The 18,165-nt window shown below is 60.8% G+C and carries 22 protein-coding genes and 1 pseudogene; all 23 read left to right on the top strand.

The genetic code is table 11. The features are described from left to right. The first annotated feature begins 829 nt into the window (after window positions 1-829). Window positions 830-1,189: a helix-turn-helix transcriptional regulator gene (locus PHI64_RS21190; protein WP_299887591.1), complete on the top strand. Its 360-nt coding sequence runs from the start codon at window positions 830-832 to the stop codon at window positions 1,187-1,189. Window positions 1,190-1,203: 14 nt separating this feature from the next. After that, window positions 1,204-1,683, top strand: a complete 480-nt coding sequence (locus tag PHI64_RS21195; RefSeq protein ID WP_299887593.1) for an arsenate reductase ArsC — start codon at window positions 1,204-1,206, stop codon at window positions 1,681-1,683. A gap of 31 nt (window positions 1,684-1,714) precedes the next feature. Then, entirely contained in the window at window positions 1,715-2,074 is a 360-nt protein-coding gene (arsD, locus tag PHI64_RS21200) for an arsenite efflux transporter metallochaperone ArsD (protein WP_299887595.1), read from the top strand. Window positions 2,075-2,094: 20 nt separating this feature from the next. Next, entirely contained in the window at window positions 2,095-3,867 is a 1,773-nt protein-coding gene (arsA, locus tag PHI64_RS21205; protein ID WP_299887597.1) for an arsenical pump-driving ATPase, read from the top strand. A gap of 1 nt (window position 3,868) precedes the next feature. Further along, window positions 3,869-4,378 carry an arsenate reductase ArsC gene (locus PHI64_RS21210; RefSeq protein ID WP_299887599.1) on the top strand — a complete coding sequence of 170 codons (510 nt, stop codon included), beginning with the start codon at window positions 3,869-3,871 and terminating at the stop codon, window positions 4,376-4,378. Between the two features lie 31 nt (window positions 4,379-4,409). Further along, window positions 4,410-5,462 carry an ACR3 family arsenite efflux transporter gene (gene arsB, locus PHI64_RS21215; protein ID WP_299887601.1) on the top strand — a complete coding sequence of 351 codons (1,053 nt, stop codon included), beginning with the start codon at window positions 4,410-4,412 and terminating at the stop codon, window positions 5,460-5,462. A 73-nt stretch (window positions 5,463-5,535) separates the two neighbouring features. After that, complete coding sequence (arsH, locus tag PHI64_RS21220; protein ID WP_299887604.1) at window positions 5,536-6,258, top strand: arsenical resistance protein ArsH; 723 nt, start codon at window positions 5,536-5,538, stop codon at window positions 6,256-6,258. 128 nt (window positions 6,259-6,386) lie between these two features. Continuing rightward, window positions 6,387-6,926, top strand: a complete 540-nt coding sequence (locus PHI64_RS21225; protein ID WP_299887607.1) for a sigma-70 family RNA polymerase sigma factor — start codon at window positions 6,387-6,389, stop codon at window positions 6,924-6,926. A 254-nt stretch (window positions 6,927-7,180) separates the two neighbouring features. Then, window positions 7,181-7,339: pseudogene (locus PHI64_RS21230) on the top strand (acetyl-CoA C-acyltransferase); the annotation flags it as partial. 93 nt (window positions 7,340-7,432) lie between these two features. Further along, window positions 7,433-7,825, top strand: a complete 393-nt coding sequence (locus PHI64_RS21235) for a hypothetical protein (RefSeq protein WP_148581248.1) — start codon at window positions 7,433-7,435, stop codon at window positions 7,823-7,825. Between the two features lie 15 nt (window positions 7,826-7,840). Then, window positions 7,841-9,268, top strand: coding sequence for a F0F1 ATP synthase subunit beta (atpD, locus tag PHI64_RS21240; protein ID WP_299887614.1), 1,428 nt, complete (start codon window positions 7,841-7,843; stop codon window positions 9,266-9,268). Beyond that, the gene (locus PHI64_RS21245) at window positions 9,265-9,666 is read left to right on the top strand and encodes a hypothetical protein (RefSeq protein WP_299887617.1); all 402 of its coding nucleotides are present in this window, start codon (window positions 9,265-9,267) and stop codon (window positions 9,664-9,666) included. The genes atpD and PHI64_RS21245 overlap by 4 nt, the downstream gene beginning before the upstream one ends. After that, window positions 9,663-9,935: an AtpZ/AtpI family protein gene (locus tag PHI64_RS21250; RefSeq protein WP_148581245.1), complete on the top strand. Its 273-nt coding sequence runs from the start codon at window positions 9,663-9,665 to the stop codon at window positions 9,933-9,935. Before PHI64_RS21245 ends, PHI64_RS21250 begins: the two co-directional genes overlap by 4 nt. Then, window positions 9,935-10,651, top strand: coding sequence for a F0F1 ATP synthase subunit A (locus PHI64_RS21255; protein WP_299887622.1), 717 nt, complete (start codon window positions 9,935-9,937; stop codon window positions 10,649-10,651). Before PHI64_RS21250 ends, PHI64_RS21255 begins: the two co-directional genes overlap by 1 nt. 5 nt (window positions 10,652-10,656) lie before the next feature. After that, window positions 10,657-10,914 carry an ATP synthase F0 subunit C gene (gene atpE / locus PHI64_RS21260; RefSeq protein WP_342781983.1) on the top strand — a complete coding sequence of 86 codons (258 nt, stop codon included), beginning with the start codon at window positions 10,657-10,659 and terminating at the stop codon, window positions 10,912-10,914. A 9-nt stretch (window positions 10,915-10,923) separates the two neighbouring features. Then, window positions 10,924-11,670: a F0F1 ATP synthase subunit delta gene (locus PHI64_RS21265; protein ID WP_148581242.1), complete on the top strand. Its 747-nt coding sequence runs from the start codon at window positions 10,924-10,926 to the stop codon at window positions 11,668-11,670. Between the two features lie 13 nt (window positions 11,671-11,683). Then, window positions 11,684-13,168, top strand: a complete 1,485-nt coding sequence (locus PHI64_RS21270) for a F0F1 ATP synthase subunit alpha (RefSeq protein WP_299887628.1) — start codon at window positions 11,684-11,686, stop codon at window positions 13,166-13,168. Continuing rightward, window positions 13,152-14,006 carry a FoF1 ATP synthase subunit gamma gene (locus PHI64_RS21275; RefSeq protein WP_299887631.1) on the top strand — a complete coding sequence of 285 codons (855 nt, stop codon included), beginning with the start codon at window positions 13,152-13,154 and terminating at the stop codon, window positions 14,004-14,006. Before PHI64_RS21270 ends, PHI64_RS21275 begins: the two co-directional genes overlap by 17 nt. Before the next feature lie 80 nt (window positions 14,007-14,086). Beyond that, window positions 14,087-14,827 carry a sulfite exporter TauE/SafE family protein gene (locus PHI64_RS21280; protein ID WP_299887634.1) on the top strand — a complete coding sequence of 247 codons (741 nt, stop codon included), beginning with the start codon at window positions 14,087-14,089 and terminating at the stop codon, window positions 14,825-14,827. After that, window positions 14,824-15,783 (top strand): cation diffusion facilitator family transporter, encoded by a 960-nt coding sequence (locus PHI64_RS21285; RefSeq protein WP_299887637.1) that lies wholly within the window; start codon window positions 14,824-14,826, stop codon window positions 15,781-15,783. The genes PHI64_RS21280 and PHI64_RS21285 overlap by 4 nt, the downstream gene beginning before the upstream one ends. A 151-nt stretch (window positions 15,784-15,934) precedes the next feature. Beyond that, window positions 15,935-16,531 carry an FmdE family protein gene (locus PHI64_RS21290; protein ID WP_299887640.1) on the top strand — a complete coding sequence of 199 codons (597 nt, stop codon included), beginning with the start codon at window positions 15,935-15,937 and terminating at the stop codon, window positions 16,529-16,531. Window positions 16,532-16,662: 131 nt separating this feature from the next. Beyond that, the gene (locus PHI64_RS21295; protein WP_299887643.1) at window positions 16,663-17,715 is read left to right on the top strand and encodes a permease; all 1,053 of its coding nucleotides are present in this window, start codon (window positions 16,663-16,665) and stop codon (window positions 17,713-17,715) included. Window positions 17,716-17,807: 92 nt separating this feature from the next. Continuing rightward, entirely contained in the window at window positions 17,808-18,038 is a 231-nt protein-coding gene (locus PHI64_RS21300) for a thioredoxin family protein (protein ID WP_148581235.1), read from the top strand. The last annotated feature ends 127 nt before the right edge of the window (window positions 18,039-18,165 follow it).

Consider the following 18,165-nt stretch of genomic DNA (forward strand, 5'->3'; position numbering starts at 1 on the left):
GGCTTCGAGCATCGGCAGAATCACCAGAAATTGTTCGCGGGTGATGTCGCTGGGGTATTTTTTGCTACGCATCCGGGTATTTTCAGGTATCGCCGTGGGATCGTGAACACGTTCTAAGCGACACAGAGATATCCATGTCTTTGTGCCGGCTGAAGCCGGGCCGCGCATTCTCCACGATCGGTCGTCGTCCGCGTTGCTGTTTGGTCGTCCTCATAAACGTCATAGACAAGCCGCCGGTGGTGTTAGTCGACGTGGATCGGGGCGGCGAATGGGCGTTATCTACAATGGTACTTTCATTCTTGGCTCCGGCCCCCTTCGCCGACATTGATGCGCACGTGAAGACAGTCCTGGATAGCATGGTCGACAACGGTGGGCATTGGGATTCTTGTGCTCACAGTGCCCTGAGCGAAGTTTGCGCGTGCCGTCGATTACCAAAAATCTTGCCCAAGCGGGGTGGCAAGGAAGAGAGCCGTTATCGCGCGACTTGGGCCTACCGTCTGGCTATCAAGCTAGGCTTACCATTTTCTGGGGCGGAAAAGACGTTGTTGCATAACTCTGATTCAGGCGAAGTAGCCCCAACCCCAGACGGATTTTAGGCATTACCGCGAGGAAGACCTCTGATCCATGAGGCGTTTCGTAAGAAGTCAGCAGTAGGGTTTTTGATCTCGCCCCGCGTACTGAACAAATCGCACAAGATCACTTTGATCATATGAGGGGGAATGAGCCGGAAATGCTCCATACCCTTTGGTCGCCAACTGCTCATGTAAAGCTCCGTTTTACGGGACCAGGCATCGTTTCTATAATTGTTGAATAGTTGTATAGTTAGACGATGGAAACCAAAGCCGCAACCTCGATTTTTGAATCCCTGTCATCCAGCTGGCGCCTGGAGGCCTTCCGTCTGCTGGTCAAGCAAGGACCGGAGGGCATGGTGGCCGGTGATATCGCGTCTGCCCTCGACATCGCCCCTTCCAGCCTGTCCTTTCACCTCAAGGCGCTGACCCATGCAGGCATGGTGACGGTTGAACAGGAAGGTCGGTTCCAGCGCTACCGCGCGAACATCCCGCTGATGCTGGATTTGATCGCCTACCTCACCGAAGAATGCTGTTCCGGCAACCCCGGAAAGTGCGTTGATCTTCGTGCAGCGTCGTCCTGCGCCGATGCACTGCTTCCCCCGATTTCCCCTAAATAAGCGAAGTCCTGACCATGAACGTCCTCTTCCTCTGTACCGGCAACTCTTGTCGTTCGATTCTCGCCGAAGCGACCTTCAACCATCTGGCTCCGGTGGGTTGGCATGCCGTCAGCGCCGGCAGCAAGCCTGCCGGTTATGTCCATCCGCGCTCGCTCGCGCTTCTTGCGCGGGAAGGCATCGCCACCGAGGGCTATCACAGCAAGTCCTGGGACGATCTCCCTGTCACCCCCGATGTCGTCGTGACCGTCTGTGCCAGCGCTGCCGGTGAAACCTGCCCGGTTTATCTCGGTCCCGTTCTTCGCACCCATTGGGGCGTCGAAGACCCGGCCCATGCGACGGGCACTGACGAAGAAATCGACGCCGCTTTCATGACGGCCTATCAGATCCTGCGTGCCCGGATTGAAGCATTCCTGGCTCTGCCGCTGAGTGAGCTGCAGGGCGATCGTGCCCGCCTGAAGGCTGAGCTGGATCGCATCGGCACGCTTTTGCCGTAATAAATATTTCAACTTTCGTTGGAGAGTCAAAATGAAAACCATTCAGATTTTTGATCCGGCCCTGTGCTGCAGCACCGGAGTGTGTGGCGTCGATGTCGATCAGGCCCTCGTGCAGTTTTCGGCGGACGTGGACTGGGCGAAGCAGCAGGGGGCGACGGTCGAGCGCTTCAACCTGTCCCAGCAGCCTCTCGTCTTTGCCGAAAACGCCATCGTGCGCGGCTACCTGGAGCGCTCCGGGCAGGAAGCCCTGCCGCTGGTACTCCTCGATGGCGAGGTGGCCCTGGCCGGGCGTTACCCCAACCGCAACGAACTTGCCCGCTGGCTGGGTGTTCTTGTGGTCCAGGCCGACGCATCCAAGGGCGGCTGCTGCAGCGGCAGCAAGTGCTGCTGAGATCTCCTCGGGAGACGACCATGAAATTCCTCGAACAGCCGCCGCACTTTCTGTTTTTCACCGGCAAGGGTGGTGTCGGTAAAACGTCGATTGCCTGCGCAACGGCAATTGAACTCGCCGCGCAGGGGCGTCGCGTGTTGCTGGTGAGTACCGATCCCGCGTCCAATGTGGGCCAGGTTTTCGGGATCGAGATTGGCAATCGGGTTACGCCAATTCCTGCGGTGCCGAACCTTGCTGCGCTGGAAATCGATCCGCAGGCTGCCGCTCAGGCCTACCGGGACCGGATTGTCGGCCCCGTGCGCGGATTGTTGCCGGACGACGTGGTGCGTGGCATCGAGGAGCAACTTTCCGGGGCCTGCACGACCGAAATTGCAGCCTTCGATGAGTTCACGGCGCTTCTGGTGGATTCGAGCCTGACTGCCGACTACGAGCACATCATCTTCGATACCGCACCGACCGGACATACGATCCGATTGCTGCAACTCCCCGGGGCGTGGAGCGGCTTTCTCGAAGAAGGGAAAGGTGATGCGTCCTGCCTCGGACCGCTTGCCGGCCTTGAGAAACAACGCAGCCAGTACAAGGCGGCCGTCGATGCCCTGGCGGACCCGCAGCGGACCCGGCTCGTGCTGGTTGCCCGTGCACAGCAGGCCACGCTACGTGAAGTTGCACGTACCCATGAGGAGCTTGCGGCGATTGGCTTGACGCGTCAGTACCTCGTTATCAACGGGGTGCTGCCGGCTGAAGAGGCGGCGCAGGACGCGCTGGCAAAAGCGATTTTCGACCGTGAGCACGTTGCACTCGCGGCAATTCCGCCCGTGCTGGCATCCCTGCCTTGCGACATCCTGGCGCTGAAGCCTTTCAACCTTGTGGGGCTGGATGCGCTGCGCAGCCTGTTTACGGACGTCGCAGCCGATGCCGCGCAAGACTCTGCCGCTCCCTACCTGGATGCGCCGAGCCTTGCCACGCTGGTCGATGGCATTGCTGCGGATGGTCACGGGCTGGTGATGCTGATGGGGAAAGGCGGAGTCGGCAAGACGACGATCGCGGCCGCGATTGCCCTCGAACTCGCGGATCGCGGCTTGCCGGTGCATCTCACGACCTCCGATCCCGCTGCTCATCTTTCGGAAACTCTCGATGGTTCGCAGGAGAACCTGACTGTCAGCCGTATCGATCCTCATGCCGAGACCGAGCGTTATCGGGAGCAGGTGCTCAAGACCAAGGGCGCCCAACTTGATGCGCAGGGTCGCGCGCTGCTGGAAGAGGATCTGCGTTCGCCTTGCACCGAGGAGATTGCTGTCTTCCAGGCCTTCTCCCGAATCATCCGCGAGGCCGGCAGGAAATTCGTCGTCATGGATACCGCACCGACTGGCCACACCTTGCTGCTGCTCGATGCAACCGGCGCCTATCACCGGGAGATTGCCCGGCAGATGGGGAGCAAGGGTATGCACTTCACGACGCCGATGATGCAGTTGCAGGACCCGAAGCAGACCAAGGTGCTGATCACGACCCTGGCAGAAACCACGCCGGTCCTCGAAGCCGCCAACCTGCAGGCAGATCTGCGCCGGGCAGGCATCGCGCCTTGGGCATGGGTCATCAATAACAGCGTGGCAGCCGCACGCCCTCATTCACCGCTGCTACGTCGGCGCGCCTGCAACGAACTGATCGAGATCGAGGCCGTTGCCAGCCGTCATGCGATTCGCTACGCCGTCGTACCGATGCTCAAAGAAGAACCCATTGGCGTTGAACGCCTGCTCGAACTGGCCAATCAAGGCCAAACTACTCAGGGAGTTTGATATGTCCGACAAGATCTACAACGTACTTTTCCTGTGCACCGGCAACTCAGCCCGCAGCATCCTGGGCGAGTCCATCCTTAATGAGATCGGCAGGGGGCGTTTTCGGGCCTTTAGCGCTGGCAGCCACCCGGCTGGTCAGGTCAATCCTCTGGCCATCGAACTCCTCCAGCGTAACCACATGAACACCGAAGGGTTGCGCAGCAAGAGCTGGGACGAGTTCGCCACACCGGACTCCCCGCATCTGGATTTCGTCTTCACGGTTTGCGATAACGCAGCCGGTGAAGTCTGTCCCATCTGGCCGGGCCAACCGATGACCGCCCATTGGGGGGTCGAAGATCCCGCCGCCGTGGAGGGTTCGACTGAGGCGATGCAGCGCGCCTTTTCGCAGGTTTTCATGTTGTTGCATCGGCGGATTTCGTTGTTTGCGAGCCTGCCGATCGCGAAGCTCGAAGGCATGGCTCTCAAGCGTGAACTCGATCAGATCGGTCGCGAGCAGGGGACCGGTGCCTGAAGGCATCTAACGATTCAAGCAGAGGTGTGCTGTGAGTGAAGTAACGAAAAAACTCTCTTTCCTGGACCGGTATCTGACGGTCTGGATCTTCGCGGCCATGGCGCTGGGTGTGGCGCTGGGCTATCTGGTGCCCGGTGTCGAGGATTTCATCAACAGTTTTCAGGTCGGCACGACCAACATTCCCATCGCGATCGGTTTGATCCTGATGATGTACCCACCCTTTGCAAAGGTGCGGTACGAGGAATTGCCGGATGTGTTCCGCGACAAGAAGGTGCTGGGGCTATCACTGATCCAGAACTGGGTGATCGGGCCGATCCTGATGTTTGCGCTGGCAGTGATCTTCCTGCCTGACAAACCGGAGTATATGGTCGGCCTGATCATGATCGGGCTGGCCCGCTGTATCGCCATGGTCATCGTGTGGAACGAGATCGCCAAAGGATCGACCGAGTACGCCGCGGGGCTGGTGGCCTTCAACTCGATCTTCCAGGTGCTTTTCTACAGCGTCTATGCCTGGCTTTTTGTCACCGTGCTGCCGCCGCTGTTCGGGTTGTCCGGCTCGGTGGTCGATATCTCCATCGGGCAGATCGCCGAAAGCGTACTGATCTATCTGGGCATCCCTTGTGTTGCCGGTATCCTGACGCGCGTGGTGATGCTGCGTTTCGTTTCAAAGGACTGGTATCACACTCACTTTGTACCGAAGATCGGCCCTATCACGCTGATCGCCCTGCTGTTCACCATCGTGGTGATGTTCAGCCTGAAGGGAAAGCTGATCGTCACGATTCCGATGGACGTGGTGCGCATTGCCATCCCGCTGCTCATCTACTTCGTGATCATGTTCGCCGTCTCCTTCTTCATGAGCCGCAAGGTGGGCGCCAACTACAAGAAGTGCGCGACGCTCTCATTCACGGCGGCCAGCAACAATTTCGAACTGGCGATTGCGGTGGCGGTGGCGGTCTACGGGATCAACTCGGGGGCTGCGTTTGCCGCGGTCATCGGGCCACTCGTCGAAGTGCCCGTGATGATCGGTCTGGTTAACGTGTCGCTGTGGCTGCAGAAGCGCTACTTCAAGGCTGAAGCGGTCTGATTGAGCAGTAAAAATCGTCCCGGGAAAGACTCCAGGCAGTTGATCCCGGGACTGCCTTTTCAAAGGTATCTCCATGTCCGAAAACCTCTCCACCATGCCCCAGCTGCGGGCCGACCTCTTTCAGGTGCCTGACCAGGCAGCCTTGCGCCCCGCGCAGGTCTCGACCCATGCACCAAGGTTCCTGCTGCTCTACGGCTCCTTGCGACAGCGTTCGTTCAGTCGCCTCGTCGTTGAAGAGGCGGCACGGCTACTGACTGCAATGGGCGGAGACGTCCGGATCTTCAACCCGAGCGGCCTGCCGCTGCCTGACGATGCACCGGAAACCCACCCGAAGGTGGCGGAGCTGCGTGAACTGACGCAGTGGGCCGAAGGCATGGTGTGGTGCTCGCCGGAGCGCCATGGGGCCATGACGGGGATCATGAAGGCGCAGATCGACTGGATTCCCCTCAACTCGGGCGCAGTACGTCCGACTCAGGGTAAGACCTTGGCAGTGATGCAGGTCAGTGGAGGCTCCCAGTCGTTCAACGCGGTTAACCAGATGCGCGTCCTGGGGCGCTGGATGCGGATGTTGACCATTCCCAACCAGTCGTCAGTCGCCAAGGCCTTTCAGGAGTTTGACGATAACGACCGCATGAAGCCGTCTGCCTACTATGATCGGGTGGTGGATGTCATGGAGGAACTGGTCAAATTCACTCTCTTGACGCGGGATATCACGCCTTATCTCGTAGATCGCTACAGTGAACGCAAGGAGAGCGCCGAGGAGCTGTCCCGGCGCGTGAACCAGAACAAGATTTGAGATCCAGGTTGCCCTGGGCGAATGGCGTGGTGTGTCATCGTGAGGGAAGCCCCGGGATCGTCTTCAATACCGTCGCGGCGGGGTGTGAGTTGGTCGGCACCGTACGCCGGGGCATACCGGAGTGAGGGATGGCTGTTTCCTGCCTGATCACCGCCTGGCGCACGCATGAAGCAGAGTTGTTGAACTTCATGCGCCACCGACTGAATAACCCGTCAGAGGCCGAAGATCTTCTGCACGACCTGTTCCTTAAAGCCTGGGCTCAGGGCGACAACTTTTGTTCAGTCGTGAATGCACGCGCCTGGTTGTTTGAGGTCGCACGGAACACCCTGATCGACCGTAGCCGTCGCACCCGTAATGAAGTGACTTTGCCCGAGGACATACCCGCAATCGAGCCCGAATTTTTTGCGATAGATGGATTGGCCAACTGTCTGCCCAGGGTACTTTCGGAGCTCTCCGAGGAAGATCGCGAAGCCATCCAGCGCTGTGATCTGGAGGGAATGCCCCAGGCTTTGTTCGCGGAACTGAAAGGCTTATCTCTGCCCGGTGCCAAGTCGCGCATCCAGCGGGCACGTCAGCGTCTGCGGGCACAGATGTCACAGGCGTGTCAGGTCCGTCTCGATGAAGCTGGCCACGTTTGTTGCTTTGTTCCCCGGCCACCACTTGGCTAAATCACGGGCTCAGGCCTGCATCCTTTTCGACCCTGTTTCGTCTACGTTTAATGAAGGCCCTATGTGAGGTCAGCCAGTTTCCATCCCACACGTTGGAGGCAGATCATGAGCGTAATCGAAGTTGTCCTGTGTCATCCCGTCCGAACTCCCATTGGCACGTACGGTGGCAGCCTGAAGGCCACGCCAGCAACGGTATTGGGTGCAGCGGTCATCCGCGAAACCCTCCGGAGATCGCAACTTTCTTCGGAAAAGAAGGTGGGGCCATTGCCCACGGCCATCCTATCGGCGCCTCGGGTGCCGTCCTCACCACACGCCTTCTGCACTCGCTGCAACGGGATGGATTGAAGAAGGGTATCGTTACCTTGTGTATCGGTGGCGGCCAAGGCATTGCCCTGGCGCTGGAAATGCTCTGATTTTCCCGGGAAGGTATCGCCAAAGACGCCGGTCGAGCCGAGGCGGTCGATTCCCTTGTTTCTTCATCGATAAGTCATCAAGAGGAGTGAGACATGGACATCATCAAGCAGATTCTGGAGTCCTTCAGCGGCACCCTGCCGAAGGACAGCGAAACGGCTGCCGCAATCAGTCGCGGCGCCGGCCCGGAAGAGATTGCGGCTTGTGCGACGGCAGAGGGCTTGCATGCGCTGGCCGGTGCGCTCTTCGAGGCCTGTGAGGAAGGCGGTGCCGGCAATGCCGCGCTCGACCCTTCCGGTCTGGTGGAGGGGGAGCTGGCTGCGCGGCTGAAGGAGTTCCGACAGCAGTTGCCGGCCGGCTGCGAAACCGCCAAGTTGATTGATTCTGGCGCACGCCTGGAGGAAATCTCGGAGGCTGCGCAGAAGGAAGGGCTGACTTCCCTGGCGACGATGCTGTTCGAGGCCGAGCAGGAGCAGGACCGGACTTAGCGACCTCAAGTGGCCATGAGCGCCCGCGAAACTCCCTTGCCGATTGCACCCTCGCGGTTAGCGTGCCCTGTGCCTGCGGGGCCGCCGCTGGGTGTGATCGAGGAGGTTCATGGACCCGTCATCGACATTCTGTGCACCCGGTTGCCAGCGCTGCATCAGGCGGTCTATGTGTGCCTCGATGGAGAGCGCTACATCTTTGAAGTGCATCGCCATCTCGACGAGTCGCGGGCGCGGGCCATCGCCTTGCATGGTACGGGGGGGCTGCACCGGCTGATGCCGGTGTTCGATACCGGCGGGCCGCTCCAGATCCCGGTCACGCCGGCTTGCCTGGGGCGCCTGCTGGATATCTTCGGCCAGCCGCTGGATGGTGGCCCGGCGCTGGACACCGAAGAGTTTCGCCCCATAGTTGCGGCCCCCATTCCACTTTCGGAGGCGACCGGCGTTGGAGAAATCCTGCCCACCGGTATCAAAGTCATCGACCTGCTGTGCCCCTTCGTGCGCGGAGGCAAGACCGGTTTGTTCGGTGGGGCCGGGGTGGGCAAGACCGTGCTCATCATGGAGTTCATGCATGCCATCGTGCGTTTGCACCAGGGCGTATCGGTGTTCGCCGGGGTTGGCGAGCGCATCCGCGAGGGGCATGAGCTTTGGCACGACATGCAGGACGCTGGCGTGATGCCGCGCACCCTGATGGTGTTCGGCCAGATGGACGAGTCGCCGGGGGTGCGCTTTCGCATCGGATTGTCGGCGCTGACCTACGCCGAGTACCTGCGCGACCATGTGGCGAAGGAAGTGCTGTTCCTGATGGATAACGCCTTCCGCTTCGTACAGGCCGGCAGCGAGTTGTCGGGGCTCCTCGGGCGCATGCCGGCCACCGTGGGCTACCAGCCGACGCTACTGTCCGAAGTGGCAGAACTGCAGGAACGTATCTCATCCACCCGGAGCGGCAACATCACGGCAGTCGAGGCGGTCTATGTGCCGGCTGACGACATGACCGACCCGGCGGTGGGGGCGATCCTCGCGCACCTGGACACCAACGTGATTTTGTCGCGTAACCAGGCGGCCAAGGGGATTTACCCGGCGGTCGATCCGCTGGCCTCGGGAAGCCGGATGATGGATCGGGTAACCCTCGGAGATCGCCACTACCGGGTGGCCCAGGCGGTGCGGGAGCACCTGGCCCGTTATCGGGAATTGGAAGACATCATCGCCATGCTGGGACTGGAAGCCCTGTCGGAGGCTGATCGGCTCACGGTGCTGCGGGCACGCCTGCTCGAACGCTATCTCACACAGCCGTTTTTTGTCGTCGCCGAGCACACCGGTATCGACGGTGCCTCGGTCCCGCTGGAAAGAGTATTGACCGACTGCGAGGCGTTTCTGAACGGCCGGTATGACGCGCTGCCGGAATCGCGTTGCTATATGCGCGGCAGCATGGAGGGCGTGGAATGAGCAGCTTCACGCTCGATCTGCAAGGCGCCGTGCGAACTGAACGCCTGGAAGGCGTAACGAGCTTCGTCGGGACGGACGCCAGTGGCAGCTTCGGCATCCTGCCCGGCCGCGCCCGTTTCATGACGGTTCTTGAGTATGGACTGTCACGGTTCCGCATCGCGGATGGAAGCTGGCTCTATCTGGCCTGTCCGGGGGCCGTGCTGTCCTTTTCCGACAACCACCTTGAACTGAGCACCCGCCGCTACCTGTGCGATGCGGATTACGAACGCATCTCCGCGGCGCTGGCCGGGCAACTGGCCGAAGAAGAAAACGCGCTCAAGAGCGTCAAGGACAACTTGCAGAAGCTGGAACAGGCCCTGTTCCGGCGTTTGAGAAGCCTCGACCGGTGGCCCTCATGAACGATGAAAAATGGCGCCGTGACGTGGCACGGGACAGTGAAAGGCTGAAGGAGGCGGAGCGTGGCCGCCGTTCGTTGCTGGCGCAGACCGTATTCCTGGGCAGCCTCTCGGCTCTGTTTGTAGCGCCCTTGCTGGGCGGCGCCTATCTGGGACGCTGGCTCGACGGCATGGGCGAAGGTTATACGGTGCGCTGGACGGTGAACTGCATCCTGTTGGGTCTCGCTGTTGGCGTCATCAATGTTTACGTGTTCATCCGGAAGCACTGGTAATGGAAGCGGCGCACATCGTCTTTCAGTTGGGCTTCCTGCAGATCACCTCAACGGTGGTCACGACATGGGGCATCCTGCTTCTATTGGGTGTGGGCGCGTGGCTGGCGACCCGAAACCTGTCGGTCGCATCCCCCGGCTTGGTACAAACGGCACTGGAGGGTGCGGTCCAGTCGATCGAGGCCGCCATCGAAGGGGTTCTACCTGGCCGCTCCGGACTCTTGTTGCCGTTTGTCGGCACCCTGTGGATCTTCGTGGCCGTCGCCAACCTGACCGGCCTCGTCCCCGAACTGCATTCGCCCACCGGTGACCTGTCGACCACGGCGGCGCTGGCATTCCTGGTGTTCCTGTCGGTGCATTGGTTCGGCATCCGCAGCAGTTCCCTGAAAACCTATCTGCATCACTACCTGACGCCCAGCCCGGTCCTCCTGCCGTTCCATCTGCTGGGTGAGCTGTCCCGCACGCTGGCGCTGGCCGTGCGTCTTTTCGGCAACATCATGAGCCTGGAGATGGCGGCCCTCCTGGTGTTGCTGGTGGCCGGCCTGCTGGTGCCGGTGCCGATCCTCATGCTCCACATCATCGAAGCCCTGGTTCAGGCCTACATCTTTGGCACTCTGGCGCTGATTTACATCGCCGGGGGCATGCAATCCCAGGAAGCGTCACACGCTTCCGATACAACGTCCTCTAACGCTCCGGACAAGAAAGGAAGCTCGACATGAGCGACATGCACTGGTTTGTACTGATTTCTACCGTTGCGGCAGCGGTGGCCATTGCCGTGGGTATCATTTTTCCGGCCATTGCCATGGGACGCGCGATCACCCAGGCGCTGGAGTCACTGGCACGCCAGCCGGAGGCGGAAAAGTCCATCACCCGGACCCTGTTCATCGGTCTGGCGATGATCGAGTCTCTGGCCATCTACGTTCTGGTGATTGTCCTCATCATCCTGTTCCGCAATCCGCTGCTCGAATACCTCTTGAAGTAGGAGGCGCTCATGGGCCTCGACTGGACTACCTTTCTGCTGGAAATCGTCAATTTCCTGGCGCTCCTGTGGATACTGAAACGCTTTCTCTACCAGCCGGTGCTGGCAACCCTGGCCGAGCGGCGGGCGGGCATCGCGCGGACGCTCGGGGAAGCCAGTGACAAGGAAGCCCGTGCGACGACACTGCAAAGTCAGTTTGAAAGCCGTCTGGCCGACTGGGAACAGGAAAAGGCCGCCGCTCGCAGCGCTTTCGATGCAGAGATGGCTGCCGAGCGCGTGCGGCAACTCGATCTGCTAAGCCACGATCTGGCCGCCGAGCGCGATCGAGGGGCTGCCGTGGAAGCGCATGCCCGGGAAACCCTGAGGCGCGAACTGGCGGCCCAGGCCGACAAAGAGGCCCGGCAGTTCGCCAGTGCCTTGCTCACACGGCTTGCCTGCCCGGAGCTGGAGGCAAGGCTGGTGGATGTCTTTATTGAAGAACTGGCTGGTTTGCCCGATGCGCGTCTGGCGACCTTGAAGGCAGCCCATAACGGACATGGGCCGGCTGTCGTTACCAGTGCCTATCCGCTTTCCGACGCGCAGCGGGAGCGCATCGCCAGCACCATTGGGGCTCGCCTCGAACTTCCCGGGCGCGTCGAGTTCGGGCTTGACGCCTCCTTGCTTGCCGGGCTTCGGGTATCCCTGGGTGCATGGCAGCTGGACTGCAGTCTGGCGGGTGAGTTGGGCGTCTTTGCGGAGGCTCCGTCTTTTGCCAACTGAGTTTTTGCCGGATGTGCCACCCATAGAAAGTGCTGACCCAAAGTCAGTTCGGTGGCTGGACGACTACCGGCCGCAACTGCGCATCAGTGAAGTCGGCAAATTAGCTGCCATCGGCGACGGCATTGCCTGGGTCGAAGGCTTGCCCTCGGCAGCCATGGATGAAATCCTGCGCTTCGGGGACGGCAGCGAGGCCTTGGTCTTCCATCTGGGAAGCAAGCGTATTGGTGCGATTTTACTCAGCCAGAAGGAAGGACTCTTCGCCGGGCTGTCGGCGCATTTGACCGGGCGGCGCCTGGATATCGGCGTCGGCGACGGGTTTCTCGGCCGGGTTGTTGATCCGCTGGGGCGTCCCCTCGATGGAGCGCCCGCTCCGATGTCCATTCGTCGGCGGCGTCTTGAAGCCGCTTCACCGCCCATCACTGCGCGGGATTTCGTCGAGCGCCCCTTGCTCAGCGGCAACAAGATGGTGGACACCATGATCCCCATCGGCAAAGGCCAGCGCCAACTCATCATCGGTGATGCGGGAACCGGCAAGAGCTCGCTCGCCGTCGACACGATCATTGCCCAGAAGAACCGCAATGTCCTGTGCGTCTATGTGCTGATCAGCCAGAAACGCTCCGCGGTTGTTGCCACCATCGAGACCTTGCGTCAGGCCGGGGTGCTCGACATCACGTGCATCGTGGTTGCCGAGGCCACGACCACGCCCGGACTCAAGTTCCTCGCACCCTTTGCGGGCTGCGCCTTGGCCGAGGAGTGGATGGGCGCCGGGCGGGATGTGCTGGTGGTCTATGACGACCTCACCACCCATGCGCGGGCATACCGGGAGCTTTCGCTGTTGCTGCGCCGGCCACCGGGACGGGAGGCCTATCCGGGCGATATTTTCTATCTCCATTCACGCCTGCTGGAGCGCTCCACCTGCCTGTCGGCCCGCTATGGCGGTGGCAGCATGACGGCCCTGCCCATCGTTGAGACCGAGCAGGGTGAGATATCCGCGTACATCCCGACGAACCTGATTTCCATCACCGACGGTCAGATTTATCTCGACCCGGCCCTCTACGCCCGCGGCTTTCTGCCAGCCATCGACATCACTCGGTCGGTGTCGCGGATTGGTGGCAAGGCCCAGGTACCAGCCATCAAGGCTGAAGCGGGTCGGATGAAACTCGATTTCCTGCAGTTTCTCGAACTCGAAGTATTTACCCGCTTCGGTTCGCGCCTCGAAGCGAGCGTCGAAGCCAAGATCAAGCGCGGTCGGCTGCTCCGGGAATTTCTCAAGCAGGACCGCCTGGCGCCCCTCTCGCCAGAGCAGCAGATGGCCTGGCTGGTGGCCTACAACGAGGGCTTCCTTGACCATCTGGTGGGCACTGCGCTGCAGTCCAGCCTGGCCGAGCTGCTGCGATGGGCGCTTGCGGGTGGCCCCGGGCTTGCCGCGCCGCGTGAGGACTGGCGCGACGCGGTGAGCGGGCTGTTGCGGGAGAAGGGCCATGAGCCGCCGGCGTGAGATTGCCACGCGGCTTGAGGCGCTTTCCGACATCGCCGGCATCATGTCGGCGATGAAAGGGTTGGCGTTGATGGAAACCCGCATTCTCGCCGAATTCATCGCCAGTCAGCGGCGCATGGTGGCTGGTATCGAGAAGGCGGCCGCAGACTTCCTCGCCTGGCATCCGCAGCTGGTTACGAATCCGGTCGAGGGGCATGAGTTGTGCGTGCTGGTCGGATCTGAACAAGGCTTCTGCGGAGACTTCAATGAAGCCTTGCTGGCCCGCCTGGAATGCGTATGCAAGACGCAAGCTGCCCCCGTCCGTTGGGTGCTGGTCGGGCGACGGGTAGAGGGCCGGGTCGGTGAGCGGGCCTGTGTTGAACTGGCGCTACCGGGTGCCATCGTCGCTGACGAGGTACCCGCGGTTCTGCTGCGACTGACGCGTGAGCTGGGTCGCCTGCTGGATCTGCCCGAACTGGCTGGCTACGGACTCTCCGCGCTCTACCATTGCGATGCCACCGGTGAAGTGCGCATGCGGCGCCTGCTGCCCCTGCGTGACTTGCCGCCGCCCGGCGTGCAGTCGCATGCCCCGGAGTTGAATCTCCCACCGGCAGACTTTTTGCGCGGGCTGACCGGGCACTATCTCCATGCAGCCCTCAACGAGGTGCTTTACAGCTCCCTCATGGCCGAGAACCGTCAGCGCCAGACGCACATGGACCGTGCGCTGCAGCGCCTCGACGAAGACAGCGCCCGCCTCAGGCTCACCTACAACACCCAGCGCCAGGAGGAAATCACCGAGGAAATCGAGGTGATCCTGCTTTCGGCCGACATGCAGAAAGAAGCGGATTACGGCGGGTGAGCTGCGTCCTTTTGCTCGGACGTGCGTCATCAAGGCAAGGACGTACCCGAAAACAACATGAGCGAAAGGTCAGGGTTTCCATGCTTGTCATTGCCGCAGTCGTCACATTCGTACTGACCACGGTGCTTTCCATGGCGGGAGTCGGTGCGGCTTTTGTGTTGATCCCCGTCTTTCTGGCCCTCGGGGTCGAACTGCACTCGGCCATGGCGACCGCCTTGCTGCTCAACGCGATCGCCATGGCCATCGCGTCGGCCACCTTCATTCGCAAAGGTCTGGTCGAGTGGCGCATGGTGGTGCCGATGCTGGTTATTGCCGTCATCGCCTCGCCGCTTGGGGTGCAGCTAGGTCGGGGGCTGGATCGCAGCCTGTTGCTCTGGCTGTTCGTCGCTTTTCTACTTTTTGCCAGCTTGATGATGCTGTTTTATAAGCCGAAGCCGCGTGTGATGGGAGGCTCCGTGAAGAGTGGCCTGCTGCTCGGACTGCCCGTGGGGGCTGTGGCGGGTTTTGTTGGTGGCTTGCTGGGGGTCGGCGGCGGCAACATCATCGTCCCTGCGTTGGTCGCGGCCGGGCTGGAGCCAAAGCGGGCCTCGGCCAGCGCTTCATTCGTGGTGATATTTGCCTCACTGTCGGGCTTTCTGGCCCACATTCAAGTTGCCGATCTTGGGCCGGCGCTACTTGGAGCGACGGCCCTGGCAACAGCAGGTGGCGCGGCTCTCGGTGCCTGGATGGCCACCGAAAAATTACGTGCTGATCAGCTCAAGCGGATCATCGCGCTGGTGCTGCTGGCCGTCGCCATCAAGACAGCCTGGGGATTGCTATGACTGCACACGAACACAACCATGATCACGAAGTCGCGCAGACGCCCGATTCGGCGCGTGACCACGCCCACACCCATTCGGCAGCGGGAAGAACCCTTTTGCTTGCCTTGGTGTTGACGCTCGGCTTCTCGGTTGTCGAACTGCTTGCCGGCTGGCGTTCGGGATCACTGGCCCTACTGGCCGACGCCGGCCATATGGTTACTGATGGCGCTTCCCTGGGGATTTCGGCTTTGGCTGCGTGGCTGGCCGCTCGGCCGCCCAGCCGGCGGCACACCTATGGGCTTGGGCGGGCTGAACTCCTCGCGGCACTGGTCAATGCGTTGTCCATGCTGGCCGTGGTTTTCGTGATTGCCACCGAGGCCTGGCATCGTCTGCAAAGCCCCGGCCAGATTGATGGCGCAACCGTCAGTGTTGTGGCGGTGCTCGGGCTCGTTATCAACCTTGTGGTGGCCTGGGTGCTTTCCCGTGGCGAGCGCAACCTGAGTGTCCGGGCTGCCTTGTTGCATGTCATGGGCGATGCGTTGGGCTCCGTCGCTGCCATCGTTGCCGGTGCCGTCATCTGGTTCACCGGCTGGACGCCGATTGACCCGTTGCTGTCGATTCTCATCGGGGGCCTCATCCTTGCCTCCAGTGTGCGCTTGCTGCGCGAAGCCCTGCACGCCACCCTGGACGGGGTGCCTCTTACCATGGATATCGAGCAGGTCGGTCGGGCACTGGCGGGAGTGTCGGGCGTCAGGGAAGTGCATGATCTGCACGTCTGGCCGATTGCCGCCGAACGCCTGGCAATCTCCGCCCATGTGCGGCTGGAGAACCTGAATGCCTGGCCGCAGGTGCTCAAGGATCTGACGGCAGTGGCTGCCAAGCTCGGCATCGGGCATGTCACGTTTCAGCCGGAAGATGTGCCTGCGATACACCCCGTCCAGTTTGTTCCTGGAGGTTGGCAGAAGGCACAGCGGTAAATTCCGTGCCTGAGCTGCTTAAGCAGCAATCGTGGTGCGCTTACGCTTGCCGGCAGGCTCTGAACGTTCAGTGGCGCCTGGAGGCTGGTGCATCTTTCTATTGGCTCTTGCGTCTACCTGAGTGTCAGCAGCACTTTTCAAGGAGAGCATCATGACCACCCAGTACATCCCCCCGGAATGGGCCTTTGAATTTCATGGCCACCAGTGTCCATTCATGCCTTTGGGCTACCGAATGGGTCGCCTTGCAATGGAAAAGCTCGGTGTCGAGCGCGAGAAAGACCATGGATTTTTCGTCTTCCCCGAACTCGGTGAAGGCCACCCCCAGACCTGCCTGATGGACGGCATCCAGGTGGCTACCGGCGCCACCTATGGCAAGGTTCTGATGGCCAAGACCTTCTACGGCAAATTGGCCGCAGTTTTCTACCACCCTCAGAAGGGCGCGATCCGTCTCTCCTTGCAGCCCGATTTCATCGATGCAATGGGGAAATTCCAGTTCTTCGCTTATCGGAAGAAGGGAATGGAGCCGTCCCAGATTCCTGTTGAAGCCCAAGAGGAGATCCTGAAGTGGGTTTACGAACAAGCCGATGATGTGCTGTTCAAGGTCGAGGCGAAGCCGGACTTCAAGTACACGCCGGTCAAGGGCTCCTTCAACAAGACGAAGTGCTACGTTTGCGGTGAATACGTTTTTGAGCGCTATGTTCGTACCAAGGATGGACAGCCGGTCTGCATTCCGTGCTCGGGCTACTGAGTTAAGCCATCCCGAATCGTCCGACATGGCTCCAGATGCCGTGCGCGCTACCGGAAAATGCAGCACAAAGACTGCATCCTTTTTCTGGATGGATCGTCTTCCAAGACAAGACCCCGTTTCGGAGATACACCATGCCTGCCGTTCCCTTAGCTGCCCCTGACCGCAACAAGCTTGGCCGCTGGTTGCTCGGCATTGCCGTTGCCACCCTTGCCTGGCTCCTTGCTTACAGCCAGCTCACCGCTTTTGCCGACGGCGTGGTCGAGACTCTGGGCCTCTCGCGGCAAACTCACTTCGGCGAGGCGGTGCATTTTTTTTTTTACGACACCCCGAAGGTGTTGCTGCTCCTGACCGGGATCGTCTTCGTGATGGGCATCATCCAGACCTTCTTCTCCCCTGAGCGCACCCGCGCGCTGCTGTCGGGCAAGCGGGAGGGAGTCGGCAATGTTCTCGCTGCATCCCTGGGGATCGTGACGCCTTTCTGCTCCTGCTCGGCGGTGCCCTTGTTCATTGGCTTCCTGTCTGCAGGCGTGCCTTTGGGGGTGACCTTCTCCTTTCTGATCTCGGCGCCGATGGTTAATGAGGTTGCCTTGGTGCTGCTGTTCGGGATGTTTGGCTGGAAGATCGCTGCGCTTTACCTCGGGATGGGGCTGCTGGTGGCCATCGTGTCAGGCCTCGTGATAGGCAAGTTGAAGATGGAGCGCTACCTGGAGGACTGGGTGCAGAAGATCCAGGCCGGCAGCACGGCCCATCACGTCGGTGAGCGTATTTCCTGGGTGGAGCGCTTTGAAGCGGGGGGCGCCCACGTCAAGGAAATCGTCGGCAAGGTGTGGCCCTACATTCTGGCGGGCATCGGACTGGGGGCCGCCATCCACGGCTTCGTGCCGGAAGACTTCATGGCGTCCTTCATGGGCAAGGACGTCTGGTGGGCCGTGCCTGCCGCGGTGGTGCTGGGGGTGCCGATGTACACCAACGCGGCTGGCGTCATTCCGATTGTCGAAGCACTGATCGGCAAGGGGGCGGCACTGGGCACCGTGTTGGCTTTCATGATGAGTGTGATTGCATTGTCTGCGCCCGAGATGATCATCCTGCGCAAGGCGCTCAAGCCCCAGCTTATTGCGACTTTTGCCGGCGTGGTGGCCTGCGGAATCCTGATCGTGGGCTACGTCTTCAACCTCGTGCTGTGAGGTTTTCGATCCGTGTCCTGCCTGTCGGACATTTGGCCCTGAAAGTTAAAAACGCTTTATCCCGCTTTGTCATTTTCACGAAAGGAATTTCCATGAAAAGCATCAAGGTTCTCGGCACAGGATGTGCCAACTGCCGCAGCACCGTTGCCTTGGTTGAGGCTGTGGCCAAGGAGAAGGGCATTGAGATTGCCCTCGAAAAGGTCGAAGACCTGCCGGCGATCATGGGCTACGGCGTGATGTCGACGCCGGGCGTGGTGATCGATGGTCAGGTTGTCCATGCAGGGGGTGTTCCGACCAGAAGCAAGGTCGAAGGGTGGTTCTGACCATACCGTTCTACACATCTCATCCTGCATTTCCTGACTCGATAAGAGGTAAGGCTTGAATCACCGTGCGGATCTTCTGCAGCCCGAGCCAGATGCTCTTGACGCCCGGCTCGCCGTCGCCCTTGCG

The sequence above is a fragment of the Zoogloea sp. genome, from assembly GCF_028689785.1.
Classification (GTDB): domain Bacteria; phylum Pseudomonadota; class Gammaproteobacteria; order Burkholderiales; family Rhodocyclaceae; genus Zoogloea.